This is a genomic window from Dermatophilaceae bacterium Sec6.4 (assembly GCA_039636865.1).
Classification (GTDB): domain Bacteria; phylum Actinomycetota; class Actinomycetes; order Actinomycetales; family Dermatophilaceae; genus Allobranchiibius.
This window is the reverse complement of record CP144172.1, coordinates 3,614,794-3,626,739: the sequence shown is the minus strand read 5'-3', so window position 1 is coordinate 3,626,739 and position 11,946 is coordinate 3,614,794. Positions and strand designations below refer to the sequence as shown.

At 66.9% G+C, this 11,946-nt stretch carries 14 protein-coding genes; all 14 read left to right on the top strand.

What is annotated here, in order from left to right; all coding sequences use genetic code 11:
- Positions 1 to 101 precede the first annotated feature (101 nt).
- The 14 genes from V3G39_17300 (at position 102) to V3G39_17235 (ending at position 11,942) form a co-directional block, all read left to right on the top strand.
- Positions 102 to 302 carry a helix-turn-helix domain-containing protein gene (locus tag V3G39_17300; GenBank protein ID XAS76377.1) on the top strand — a complete coding sequence of 67 codons (201 nt, stop codon included), beginning with the start codon at positions 102 to 104 and terminating at the stop codon, positions 300 to 302.
- Between the two features lie 136 nt (positions 303 to 438).
- Positions 439 to 540 carry an AURKAIP1/COX24 domain-containing protein gene (locus V3G39_17295; GenBank protein ID XAS76376.1) on the top strand — a complete coding sequence of 34 codons (102 nt, stop codon included), beginning with the start codon at positions 439 to 441 and terminating at the stop codon, positions 538 to 540.
- A 98-nt stretch (positions 541 to 638) separates the two neighbouring features.
- Complete coding sequence (locus V3G39_17290) at positions 639 to 1,628, top strand: NAD-dependent epimerase/dehydratase family protein (GenBank protein ID XAS76375.1); 990 nt, start codon at positions 639 to 641, stop codon at positions 1,626 to 1,628.
- On the top strand, positions 1,621 to 2,718 hold the full coding sequence (locus tag V3G39_17285; GenBank protein XAS76374.1) for a lysophospholipid acyltransferase family protein: 1,098 nt from the start codon (positions 1,621 to 1,623) through the stop codon (positions 2,716 to 2,718). The genes V3G39_17290 and V3G39_17285 overlap by 8 nt, the downstream gene beginning before the upstream one ends.
- Complete coding sequence (locus V3G39_17280) at positions 2,715 to 2,996, top strand: glutaredoxin family protein (GenBank protein XAS76373.1); 282 nt, start codon at positions 2,715 to 2,717, stop codon at positions 2,994 to 2,996. Before V3G39_17285 ends, V3G39_17280 begins: the two co-directional genes overlap by 4 nt.
- Before the next feature lie 189 nt (positions 2,997 to 3,185).
- Positions 3,186 to 3,860 (top strand): redox-sensing transcriptional repressor Rex, encoded by a 675-nt coding sequence (locus V3G39_17275; protein ID XAS76372.1) that lies wholly within the window; start codon positions 3,186 to 3,188, stop codon positions 3,858 to 3,860.
- Entirely contained in the window at positions 3,857 to 5,164 is a 1,308-nt protein-coding gene (locus V3G39_17270; protein ID XAS76371.1) for a glutamyl-tRNA reductase, read from the top strand. Before V3G39_17275 ends, V3G39_17270 begins: the two co-directional genes overlap by 4 nt.
- On the top strand, positions 5,161 to 6,153 hold the full coding sequence (gene hemC / locus V3G39_17265; GenBank protein XAS76370.1) for a hydroxymethylbilane synthase: 993 nt from the start codon (positions 5,161 to 5,163) through the stop codon (positions 6,151 to 6,153). Before V3G39_17270 ends, hemC begins: the two co-directional genes overlap by 4 nt.
- Entirely contained in the window at positions 6,150 to 7,817 is a 1,668-nt protein-coding gene (locus V3G39_17260; protein ID XAS76369.1) for a bifunctional uroporphyrinogen-III C-methyltransferase/uroporphyrinogen-III synthase, read from the top strand. Before hemC ends, V3G39_17260 begins: the two co-directional genes overlap by 4 nt.
- Before the next feature lie 11 nt (positions 7,818 to 7,828).
- Positions 7,829 to 8,809: a porphobilinogen synthase gene (hemB, locus tag V3G39_17255; protein ID XAS76368.1), complete on the top strand. Its 981-nt coding sequence runs from the start codon at positions 7,829 to 7,831 to the stop codon at positions 8,807 to 8,809.
- Positions 8,810 to 8,833: 24 nt separating this feature from the next.
- Positions 8,834 to 9,322 carry a MarR family transcriptional regulator gene (locus tag V3G39_17250; protein ID XAS76367.1) on the top strand — a complete coding sequence of 163 codons (489 nt, stop codon included), beginning with the start codon at positions 8,834 to 8,836 and terminating at the stop codon, positions 9,320 to 9,322.
- A 12-nt stretch (positions 9,323 to 9,334) separates the two neighbouring features.
- On the top strand, positions 9,335 to 10,648 hold the full coding sequence (gene hemL / locus V3G39_17245) for a glutamate-1-semialdehyde 2,1-aminomutase (protein ID XAS76366.1): 1,314 nt from the start codon (positions 9,335 to 9,337) through the stop codon (positions 10,646 to 10,648).
- 68 nt (positions 10,649 to 10,716) lie between these two features.
- The gene (locus V3G39_17240; protein ID XAS76365.1) at positions 10,717 to 11,364 is read left to right on the top strand and encodes a histidine phosphatase family protein; all 648 of its coding nucleotides are present in this window, start codon (positions 10,717 to 10,719) and stop codon (positions 11,362 to 11,364) included.
- On the top strand, positions 11,361 to 11,942 hold the full coding sequence (locus V3G39_17235; protein XAS76364.1) for a TlpA disulfide reductase family protein: 582 nt from the start codon (positions 11,361 to 11,363) through the stop codon (positions 11,940 to 11,942). The genes V3G39_17240 and V3G39_17235 overlap by 4 nt, the downstream gene beginning before the upstream one ends.
- Positions 11,943 to 11,946: the final 4 nt, after the last annotated feature.

Below are 11,946 nucleotides of genomic sequence, written 5' to 3'. Positions count from 1 at the left end.
TCGACTGGACATCGGCAGCGCGAGCTTCCCAGCGGGCGATGCAGCCCTTAAGGTGCGAGCAGCAGTGTCGGACCAGGTCGGAAGGTACAGGGGAGGCCAGCATGATGGAGGTAGGCAAGGTGGGTGAGGTGACCTTCATGACCGTCGCGGAGGTCGCAGCGATCATGCGGGTCTCGAAGATGACGGTCTATCGGCTCGTGCACAGCGGCGAGCTCGAAGCCGTACGCGTCGGTCGGTCCTTCCGGGTCCCGGAGGCTGCCGTCTCGGCATACCTGACCCAGTCCTACCTGGGCACCGGATGATCGCAGCACCGCCACCCGATGCCCTGACTGCTGGATGCAGCGCTGCTCGATGCACGACCGCGGGCATCCATGGCGTAGCCTGACGGACAGCCTTTTTCAAGCACCTTTCCCGATCATCGAAGGACAGCGGTTACGCATGGGTTCAGTAGTCAAGAAGCGTCGCAAGCGGATGGCCAAGAAGAAGCACCGCAAGTTGCTTCGTAAGACGCGTCACCAGCGCCGCAACAAGAAGAAGTAGCAGCGCACCACCGCAGACCCCTGACGCCCGGCGCGAGCCGTGGCGGGCGGGGGTCTTGCCGTCTGCGAAGTGTTTTCGCCGCCCCGTAGGCTGAGTGGATGGCTTCTACCGTGCTCGTGACCGGCGTGTCCCGGGTCGTAGGTGGTCTCGCAGCCCAGATGCTGTCGACCGACCCCAGCATCGACCGGGTGCTGGCCGTCGATGTCGTGCGACCGGCTCACGACATCGGCAGTGCGCAGTTCGTCCGCGCTGACATTCGCAATCCGATGATCGGCAAGATCATCGAGCAGGAGCACGTCGACACCGTGGTGCATCTCGGCGTTATCGCGACCCAGCGCCAGGCAGGCGGGCGGACGACGCAGAAGGACATCAACGTCATCGGCACGATGCAGCTGCTTGCTGCCTGCCAGCGGGCTCCATCGCTGCGCCGCCTGGTCATCAAGTCCTCCTCGGTCGTCTACGGCGCATCGCCCCGCGACCCGGCGATGTTCTCCGAGGAGATGACTGCGCGGCGCACCCCGCCCAGCGGTTTTGCCAAGGACTCCGTCGAGGTCGAGTCCTACGTGCGTGGTTTCGGTCGCCGCCGTCCCGAGGTCGAGATCGTCGTGATGCGAATGGCCAACGTCATCGGTCCCAGGTTGCGCACGACTTTCTCGGACTTGTTCCGACTGCCCGTGATTCCGACGCCGTTGGGTTTCGACGGGCGCTTCCAGGTACTGCACCTGGACGATGCCGTCGGCGCAATCCGGGTGGCGACGGTGGGCAAGGGTTTCACCGGCGTCGTCAACATCGCCGGCGACGGGGTGCTGACCATCCACCAGGCCGCCCGCATCGCGCGCCGCCCCACGCTTCCAGTGCTCGCCCAGGCAGGTCCGATCGTCTCGCAGCTGACCGCGCGAACCCATGTGGGCACTTTCGACGCCGGGCAGATGGACCTGCTCAAGTTCGGGCGCGGCATGGACACCCGCGCGATGCGCACGACATTCGGTTTCTCGCCGTCCCGTACCACCCGCGAAGCATTCACCGCAGTATTCGGATCGAGCACCTGGCTGCCGGTGCTCGCCCACGCAGGGAGAGCAGATGGCTGACAAACCCACGACCACAGAGTCCGACAGCGCCGGCACGAATGCTGCCGAGCGAAGGCCCGCGCGCAGTGCCTTCGCCGGAGCGCGCAACAACCGTCGGTTACAGGTCGTACCGGACGTCGATCGCGTCGATTCGGGGCCGGTCTCCACCTCCACCGCTACCACCGGCTCCGGCAACGGGCTCGGGCTCGGGCTCGTCGATGCTCTGGTCGGCATGATGCGCGCCGCAGGAGGCGTTGCCGGACTCTCCGGGGAAGACCTGGACCGGCGCATCACCCAGGCCCTGGCGTTCCTGCGGCGCAGGCTCACCGGCGACTACGACATCGACAATTTCGGCTTCGACCAGGAGTTCACCGAACAGGTCTGGCTGCCGCTGCTACGCCCCATCTACCAGCGTTGGTTCCGGGTCGAAGTGCGCGGGATCGAAAATCTCCCGCTCGCGGGTGGCGCCCTGGTCGTGGCCAATCACTCCGGGACGGTGCCGATCGACGGGTTGATGGCCCAGGTGGCCATTCACGACGAGACTCCCGGCCACCGCCATGCCCGGGCACTCGGCGCTGACCTGGTGTTCCAGTCGCCCGGGATCGGCACCCTGGCCCGTAAGACGGGCTCCACCCTGGCGGCGCACTCCGACGCGGAACGGCTGCTACGCGCGGGGGAGCTGGTGTTCGTCTGCCCCGAAGGTTTCAAGGGCGTCGGTAAGCCGTTCAGCGAGCGCTACCGACTGCAGCGGTTCGGTCGCGGCGGGTTCGTCAGCGCCGCGCTGCGCACCGGCGTCCCGATCATCCCCTGCTCGATCGTGGGCGCCGAAGAGATCTATCCCCTGATCGGCAACGCCAAGGGGCTGGCCCGGTTCTTCGGCTTTCCCTATTTCCCGATCACCGCCACCTTCCCGTGGTTGGGGCCGCTCGGACTGGTGCCGCTACCCAGCAAATGGATCATCGAATTCGGCGCCCCGATCCACACTGAAGGCTTCGATCCGGTAGAGGCCGACGACCCGTCGCTGGTTTTCGAACTCACCGACCAGGTGCGCGAGACCATCCAGCAGACGTTGTATTCGCTGCTGTTGCAGCGTCGTTCGGTGTTCTGGTGAGCCGGCAACAACACACCACAGATGCGTCCGGCCCGCGCATCACGCTGATCGGCAAGCCGGGCTGTCACCTGTGCGACCAGGCGCGGGAGATCATCGCTGCAGTCGCCGTTGACACCGGAGCCGGGTGGCGTGAGATCTCGATCCTCGACGACGCCGCGCTGCTGGACAGATACGCCGAGCAGATTCCCGTCACGCTGGTCGACGGCGCTCAGCACGACTACTGGCGGGTGGATGAGCGGCGGTTGCGCGCGGCGCTGCAGGCGAAGCGCACCTCCTGAAGGCTTCAGCAGTTTCTGTGCCTGGGCCCGGTCGCGGGTAATGCTGCAGGTGTAGTGCGGTTTGCGTGCAGGCCCCCGGTCCCCGATTTTGTGCATTCGTTCACAAAGTCTTATGGTCGGGGGGCTTACATCCTCTGTGCGGGCGCCTGGTATAGGTGCCCGCCCACCCCGGGAGGAGTCGGAACTCACGTGACGACTGATCCAACGGCACGCCGGGTCATCCCGGACGCGACCGTGGCACGACTTCCTGGATATCTGCGCGCTCTGCGCCCGATGTTGGCGGACCACATCGAGGTGGTTTCCTCCGAAGAACTGGCGACCGCTGCGGGTGTCCGCTCGGCCGGTCTGCGCAGGGATCTGTCCTATCTCGGCTCATACGGCGTGCGCGGTGTCGGCTACGACGTCCAGCGGCTGGCCAACGAGATCACCCGCGAGCTCGGACTCGTGCGGCCCTGGTCCGTGGCCATCGTCGGGATGGGCAACCTGGGTCACGCGCTCGCCGCGTACAGCGGCTTCGCGAATCGCGGATTCACGGTGTGCTGGCTGGTGGACCACGACCCCGAGATCGTCGGCACCGTGATCGGCGACCTGACCGTTATTGATTTCGACCAGTTCGCGCAGGTGGTGACCGACCAGGTGATCGCCGTCATCGCCACCCCGCCGCACGTCGCTCAAGAGGTGGCGGACTCGGTCGTCGCCCTCGGCGTGCGCTCGATTCTCAACTTCGCGCCCGGAGTGCTTCAGGTGCCTTCCGACACGCAGGTCCGCAGGGTCGACCTGGCCAGCGAGCTGCAGATCCTCGCTTTCCACGAGCAGCGCGGTAAGTCCGCTGAGTCGGCGACGTCGGCAGGGGCGGGCCGATGAGTCTGATCGTCGTCGGTGTCTCCTACCGGACTGCAGACCTGGAGACCCTCGAGCGCGTGGTGTTGAGCAATGCCGCGCAAGAGCACATCGCCGCTTCGCTGGCCGGTAACGAACACGTCAGCGAACTGATGGTGCTCTCGACGTGCAACCGCACCGAGTTGTACGCCGAGGTGGGCACCTTCCACGGGGCCGTTACCTCGATCAGTGAAGCGCTGGCGGCAGCCACGGGTATGCCGATGCCCCAGTTGCGCGACCACCTCTACGTACATTTCGAAGATCGTGCAGTCGCACATCTGTTCTCGGTTGCCGCAGGTCTGGACTCCATGGCGATCGGTGAGAGCCAGGTCATCGGGCAGTTGCGCACCGCTATGCGCGCGGGCCAGGCCGCAGGCCGTCTCGGCACGGCGTTGACCGAGTTGGTGCAGCATGCGCTGCGGGTGGGCAAGCGAGTACACACCGAGACCGCACTGGATCTGGTCAGCCGCTCGTTGGTCGAGCATGCGTTGGACATCGCGGCCGACCGGCTGGGTGAACTGGGCCAGGCGACGGCGGTCGTCATCGGAGCGGGCTCGATGAGCGGGTTGGCAGCTCACACGTTGATGCGTGCCGACATCGGCACGCTGCACATCGTGAACAGGACCCCAGAACGCGCAGCGCGGTTGGCTCAGGCGACAGGTGGTATCCCAGCGACGTGGGAGCAGCTCCCGTCTCTGGTGGCGCAGGCCGACATCGTGATCTCGTGCACCGGAGCCGCCGGACACATCGTCGTACCGCAGTTCCTGGCGGAGCGCGAGGCAGCTTCGCCGGTGGTACTGATCGACCTCGCACTACCTCGCGACGTCGATCCGTCCTGCGCGCAGCTGGATGCCGTCACCGTGCTGACACTCGATGAACTGGGTGCCCGCACGGCCCTGAACGGTCCGGCGCGTGACTCGATGCGTGTGGTGCAGGACATGGTGACGGCCGAAGTGGCGGAGTTCCTCGTACACCGCCGTGCGGCCGCAGTAGGTCCGACTGTTGCAGCCCTGCGGGCGCGGGCTGCCGGCGTCGTCGAGCGGGAGATGGACCGGCTGAGCGGCAAGGTCGAGCTGGACCTGACGCAGGCAGCCCAGGTGCGTCAGGCACTGCACCGGGTGGCCGAGAAGATCCTGCACACCCCCACGGTGCGGATCAAGCAACTGGTCGGTGAAGAGCAGGTGCCGGGACAGGGCCAGCAGGACTACACGGCCTTGATGCGTACGTTGTTCGATCTGGATCCGCACGAGCACCGGGTCAGCGCATTGCCGGACGGTGAGACCGAATGATGATCCGACTGGGAACCCGCCGGAGCCTGCTGGCAACCACTCAGAGCGAGGGCGTCGCTGATGCGTTGCGGGCCCTGGGCCATGACGTGGAACTGGTGATGATCACCACCGAGGGCGATATCAACCACGCTCCCCTGGAAACCATGGGCGGCACAGGTGTCTTCGCGGCTGCGCTGCGCAAGTCGCTGTTGGCCGGCGAGGTGGATCTGGCGGTGCACTCGCTGAAGGATCTGCCGGTCGCGCCCGAGCCTGGCCTCGTCGTGACGGCGACGCCCCGTCGCGAGGATCCCCGCGATGCGGTCATCGCCCGTGACGGGCTGACCCTCGCGCAGCTACCCCAGGGTGCGGTGGTCGCCACCGGTTCGCCACGGCGGGTCGCTCAGCTGAACGCGCTCGGACTGGGCGTGGTCACCCGGGGCATCCGCGGCAATGTCGGCACCCGCGTCGCTGCGGTCACCGACGGCAAAGTCGACGCCGTGGTGCTCGCTCGCGCCGGGCTGGCGCGCCTCGGGCGTACTGATGAGATCACCGAGGTGCTGGATCCGTTGCAGATGCTCCCGGCGCCCGGTCAGGGAGCACTGGCCCTGGAAGTACGCGCCGAGGCCACCGAGTTGCGTTCTGTCCTGGCGCAACTGGATGACTTCGATACGCGCGCGGCTGTCACCGCAGAACGCGCGCTGCTCGCGGCATTGCAGGCCGGGTGCTCCTCACCGATCGGGGCACTCGCCGAAGTGGTCGAGGAACTCGACGGCTCACTACACATCTCCCTGCGTGCATTCGTAGGGAGTAGGGACGGCAGTCTCGAGCTGCGCAGGTCGGTGACCGGCCCCATTGAGGACGCCGCCGAACTGGGTCAGGAACTAGCCAGGCTCCTCCTGCGGGATGGTGCCGCCGATGTCATACCCCAAGGGGCGTCTCCCATCTCGGATGCGTCCCTGCCCACCCCCGAAGACCTCGTCCCAACGATCGCCGCGGAGCGTGAATCGTGAGCTCGACCAATGCACCCACCCGTAAGAACAACACCACCTCAACCGTCTCTTTCGTCGGGTCAGGCCCCGGTGACCAGGGGCTGCTGACCATGCGCGCCGTGGATCTGTTGCGCCGCGCCGACGTCATCGTCATCGATCAGGTGGCCCGCGAGAGTTTCGTGGCGCCGTACGCCCAGCCAGAGGTAGTGATCGTTGATGCCGGGCACGGCGAGGCGGGTCAACCGCTCACCAGAGCCTCCCGGGCCAAGCTCCTGCTGCGCACCGCCAAGGCGGCCGTGCCCAGTGACCCAGATGCCTGTGAAGCACTCGTCGTGCGACTGATGGACGGCGATCCAGCAATGTTCAACGGCCTTGCCGAAGAGGCCACTGCGTTGCACAAGGCTGGTATTCCTTTCGAGGTCGTGCCGGGCGTCAGCGCGGTTTCAGCTGTTCCTGCATACGCAGGTATTCCGTTGACCGCGAACGGAACCCGCGCTGTACACATCATCAATGCTGCCGATGTGAAGGTTTCCAAGGTGGCGGCCAGCACATGGGAGCGGTCCACCGCCGACGACACGACCGTCGTGCTACTCGGCCAGGCCGAGCAGCTCGCAGAGGCCCTCTCCCGGCTGCTGGCAGCCGGACGTGATGCCGCCACGCCGGTCGCACTCACTTCGCAGGGCACCTCCATCGAGCAGGTCACCCACACGGTGCTGCTCGGCGAGGCCAGCGACGCGGTGCGGGCCGACACGATGCACTCTCCGACGCTCGCCGTGGTCGGATCTACTGTTTCGTTGCGCGAGGACCTGTCGTGGTGGGAGACCAAGCCACTCTTCGGTTGGAATGTCCTGGTGCCTCGGACCAAGGAGCAGGCCGGCACGATGACGGCCCGCCTGGAATCCTTCGGTGCCTGCAGCGACGTGGTGCCGACGATCAGCGTGGAGCCGCCCCGCACGCCCCAGCAGATGGAGCGCGCGATCAAGGGCCTGGTCACCGGGCGCTACGAGTGGGTCGGTTTCACTTCGGCCAACGCAGTCCGTGCGGTGCGTGAGAAGTTCGTCGAATTCGGTCTCGACGCACGGGCGTTCGCGGGTTTGAAGATTGCCGCAGTAGGTGGCGTGACGGCCGATTCACTGCGCGAGTGGGGCCTGGAGCCCGACCTCGTACCGACCGGTGAACAGTCTGCCAAGGGGCTGCTCGCCGAGTGGCCCGAATACGACGACATCCTCGATCCGATCAACCGGGTCTTCCTGCCCCGCGCCGACATTGCCACCGACACGTTGTGCGCCGGTCTGCAGGAGATGGGTTGGGAGGTGGACGACGTCACTGCCTACCGGACCGTGCGCGCCGCGCCGCCGGCTCCCGAGGTGCGTGAGGCGATCAAGGCGGGGCGGTTCGACGCCGTGCTCTTCACCTCCAGTTCCACTGTGCGCAACCTCGTCGGAATCGCCGGCAAGCCGCACGCCTCCACCGTGGTCGCGTGTATCGGGCCGGCAACTGCGAAGACGGCAGAGGAGCACGGACTGCGCGTCGACGTGCTGGCCCCTGAACCGTCGGCAACCGCACTGGTCGAGGCGCTCGCGGACTATGGTCGCGGCCTCGCGCTGTCGGCCAGCCAGGCGGGCGAAGACGTGCGGCGGCCCAGCGAACGGCGGTCTGCGGCTCGTCGTAAGGCGAAAGCCTGATGGAGCCGCTCATGCAGCGCCCACGTCGGTTACGGCAGAATCGCGCTGTCCGCCGGCTGGTGGCTGAGAACCGGTTGCACGCGGCGGATCTGGTGCTGCCCCTCTTCGTGAAGGAGGGCCTCACCGAGGCGGTCGCGCTCACGTCGATGCCGGGCGTCATGCAGCACAGCCTGGACTCGTTGGTCGTGGCTGCGCGCGATGCCGTGCGGGCCGGAGTGGGCGGCGTGATGCTCTTCGGCGTCCCCAGCGTCCGGGATGAGACCGGCACGGGTGCAACGGATCCGGACGGCATCCTGAATGTCGCGCTGCGCAGGTTGCGCGATGAACTGGGCGACGAGACGGTGCTGATGGCTGATCTGTGCCTGGACGAGTTCACCTCGCACGGGCACTGCGGTGTGCTCGACGACCAGGGCCGGGTGGACAACGACGCGACGCTGCTGCGATATGCACAGATGGCGGTTGAGCAGGCGCGAGCGGGGGCTCACGTCGTGGGCCTGTCGGGCATGATGGACGGCCAGGTCGGCGTATGTCGGGCGGCTCTGGACGACGCGGGATACCCCGACACGGTGATCCTCGCGTACGCCGCCAAATACGCCTCGGCCGCGTACGGGCCGTTCCGCGAGGCAGTGGAGTCGACGTTGGACGGCGACCGCCGCACCTACCAGCAGGACCCGGCCAACTTCGCGGAGTCGATGCGTGAGGTCACGCTCGACCTGGCCGAGGGCGCCGATATCGTGATGGTCAAGCCTGCGCTGCTCTGTCTGGACGTGCTGAAAGCTGTCGCCGAGCGGGTCGATATACCGGTTGCGGCGTATCAGGTGAGCGGCGAGATGGCGATGATCGAGGCGGCCGGCGCCAGCGGCTGGATTGATCGAGAGGCCATGATTTTGGAGTCTCTCACCTGTATCAAGCGGGCAGGTGCCGGCATCATCTTGACGTATTACGCCGTCGAGGTGGCGGCGCAGCTTGCGGGCGAGTTTCGCCGATCCTGAGGTCAGGGGTAGTGTCCCGCCATCGTGGATGGGAAAATTATGCACACCGAAGACCCGTGGCTGACGGAGGCCGAGCAGCACGCATGGCGTTCTTACCTGCGTGCGAGTCGCCACCTCGAAGTGCGGCTGGACAACGAACTACAGAGCGCGGGCCTGTCGTTCGCTGAGTACGAGTTGCTCTCCATGTTGTCCGAAGCGCCCGACGGCACCATGCGCATGAGCGCACTTGCCGAGCAGATCGTCCAGTCACGCAGCCGCGTCACCCACACCGCCAACAGGCTGGAGCGTCGCTCCTGGGTGACCCGCAGCAACGCACTGGAGGACCGGCGGGGTGTGCTGCTGGCGCTGACTCCCAGCGGCTGGGACACCGTGCGCCGTGCCTCGCGCGTGCATGTCAACGGGGTCCGCCAACACTTCATCGACCAGATCGATCAGGCTGATCTGGGTGTGCTGGGTCAGGCAATGGACGAGGTACGTCGCCACCTCACCGGTCAGGACACCGCGGTCAGCTGAGACACTTTGGGTATGTCTGCTGCTGCGTCCACGCGTCGTTCCGATGAGTTACTGGCGGCGGCGCGCAGCGTCATACCGGGTGGGGTCAATTCCCCGGTGCGGGCCTTCCGGTCCGTCGGGGGCACGCCGCGGTTCATGGCGTCGGGGAAGGGCCCATGGCTCACCGACGTCGACGGCAACCGGTACGTCGATCTGATCTGCTCCTGGGGTCCGATGATCCTCGGGCACACCCACCCGGACGTCGAGCGGGCAGTACGCGAGGCGGCGGCGAAGGGGTTCTCGTTCGGTACTCCGAGTGAGAACGAGGTGGCTCTGGCAGCCGAGATCGTCGACCGGGTCGCCCCGCTGGAGCAGGTTCGACTGGTCAGCTCCGGCACCGAGGCGACGATGAGCGCGTTGCGCCTGGCTCGCGGTGCCACCGGTCGCAGCAAGGTCGTGAAGTTCGCCGGTTGCTATCACGGTCACGTCGATGCTCTCCTGGCGGCGGCGGGCAGCGGATTGGCGACGTTCGCGCTGCCGGATTCGGCCGGCGTACCCGCCTCCAGCGCGCACGAGACGATTGTGCTGCCCTACAACGACGTCGCAGCGCTCGAGGCGGCGTTCGCCGAACATGGCGACCAGATCGCCTGCGTGATCACTGAAGCAGCGGCCGGAAATATGGGCGTCGTGCCACCGGCGCCCGGGTTCACCGCTGCGCTACGCCGGGTCACGAGTGCCCACGGGGCGTTGCTGATCAGTGATGAGGTGATGACCGGCTTCCGCTGCTCACGCGCCGGATGGTTCGGGCTGGAGGGTGAGCCCGAGGGGGGTGCACCGGATCTGTTCACCTTCGGCAAGGTCATGGGCGGCGGTTTCCCGGCGGCCGCCTTCGGTGGCTCGGCGCAGCTGATGTCGCACCTGGCTCCCGACGGGCCGGTCTACCAGGCGGGCACGCTGTCGGGGAATCCTGTGGCGTCTGCCGCGGGTCTGGCGACCCTGCAAGGGTGCACCGCCGAGGTCTATGCACGCATCGGCGAGGTGAGCGACACGCTCGTCGAGGGCGTCACGCAGGCGCTGACCACTGCCGGCGTGCCGCACGTCGTCGGTCGCGCGGGCTCGATGTTCAGCGTCTTTTTCCGCGACCGCCCGGTGCACGCCTACGACGACGCGCGCGATCAGGACACTGCCGCGTTCGGCCGGTTCTTCCACTCGATGCTCGACTCGGGTGTGCACCTGCCCCCGAGCGCCTTCGAATCATGGTTCGTCAGCGCCTCGCATGACGACGAGGCCGTCGAGACGATCCTCGCCGCGTTCCCCGCTGCGGCCCGGGCGGCTGCGCAGGCCTGAGTGCGGCGTGTGCACGTCGACCCGAGGGCGATGCAGGTCACACAGGCTCGGATGCGAAACTTGGACGTATGAGCAGCAGTGACCGCACCACCGTTCACCTGGTGCGACACGGGGAGGTCTACAACCCGGGCAAGGTCCTCTACGGACGGATGCCCGGATTCGAACTTTCGACGCTCGGCGTGCAGATGGCACACCTGAGCGCCGCCTATCTGCGGGACCACGACATCGTGCACCTCGTCTCGTCGCCGCTGGAGCGGGCGCAGCAGACGATCGAGCCGCTGGCCGAAGCCGCGCATCTTCCCGTCACGTTGGACGAGCGGGTCATCGAGGCCGACAACGACTTCGAGGGACTGACGGTGGGGTCCAACCCCAAGCAACTGCTGCACCCCAGGTTCTGGCCAAAACTGATCAACCCGACCAAGCCGTCATGGGGCGAGCCGTACACGCAGATCGCCGCCCGGATGCGAGCCGCCATCGACGACGCGCGCCGCGCCGCGCAGGGCCACGAGGCAGTCATCGTCTCCCATCAGTTGCCGGTGTGGATCGCCCGCCTCGACGCGCAGGGCCAACGACTCTGGCACTCACCGACCAAGCGTGAGTGCTCCCTCGCCTCGGTCACCAGCCTGACGTTCGACGGGGCCACTTTGCGGAACGTGACGTATGCGGAGCCGGCCGCTTCGCTGCTCGCGCAGGCCTCCGTGGTGCCGGGCGCATGAGGCGTCAACTGGCCGCAGCAGCGGCGTGCGCTGCCATCGCGCTGACCGGGTGCAGCAACGGCGGAGGCGGCAACGGTATCGGTGACGCAGCCAACAACGCGGGCGGTGGGTCCGCGAATGGTCCGGTGGTGCAGGTGCCACCTGCGAAACGGGGTAAGCCGCTCACGATCTCCGGCACGCTGCTGACCGGTCAGCCGTGGTCCACCTCCGATGTCCAGGGGAAGATCGTCGTACTCAATGTATGGGGATCGTGGTGCGGGCCGTGCCAGGGCGAATTCGCGGGTTTGCAGAAGGTGTGGACGGGGCTGCAGGCTGCCGGCAAACCGGTGCAGCTGATCGGGCAGGATTACAAAGAAGACCCTGCGACGGCGCTGGCCACTGTCAAGCAGCGCGGCCTGACCTACCCGTCACTACGCGACGACAACGGTAAGACAGTCCTGAGCCTGGGCAGCAACTTCGTAGCGCCGCCGACCACCATCGTGTTGGACACCCGCCATCGCATCGCGGCGCGGGTCACCGGTCCGGTGGACGTTACGACTCTGAACGGCCTGATCTCCGACACACTTGCCGGTAAGTGAGCCG

Coding starts and splice junctions, on each gene's coding strand:
- V3G39_17240 (XAS76365.1), top strand. CDS start 10,717: ATGAGCAGCAGTGACCGCACCACCGTTCACCTGGTGCGACACGGGGAG.
- V3G39_17300 (XAS76377.1), top strand. CDS start 102: ATGATGGAGGTAGGCAAGGTGGGTGAGGTGACCTTCATGACCGTCGCG.
- V3G39_17270 (XAS76371.1), top strand. CDS start 3,857: ATGAGTCTGATCGTCGTCGGTGTCTCCTACCGGACTGCAGACCTGGAG.
- hemB (XAS76368.1), top strand. CDS start 7,829: ATGCAGCGCCCACGTCGGTTACGGCAGAATCGCGCTGTCCGCCGGCTG.
- V3G39_17285 (XAS76374.1), top strand. CDS start 1,621: ATGGCTGACAAACCCACGACCACAGAGTCCGACAGCGCCGGCACGAAT.
- V3G39_17295 (XAS76376.1), top strand. CDS start 439: ATGGGTTCAGTAGTCAAGAAGCGTCGCAAGCGGATGGCCAAGAAGAAG.
- V3G39_17290 (XAS76375.1), top strand. CDS start 639: ATGGCTTCTACCGTGCTCGTGACCGGCGTGTCCCGGGTCGTAGGTGGT.
- hemC (XAS76370.1), top strand. CDS start 5,161: ATGATGATCCGACTGGGAACCCGCCGGAGCCTGCTGGCAACCACTCAG.
- V3G39_17235 (XAS76364.1), top strand. CDS start 11,361: ATGAGGCGTCAACTGGCCGCAGCAGCGGCGTGCGCTGCCATCGCGCTG.
- hemL (XAS76366.1), top strand. CDS start 9,335: ATGTCTGCTGCTGCGTCCACGCGTCGTTCCGATGAGTTACTGGCGGCG.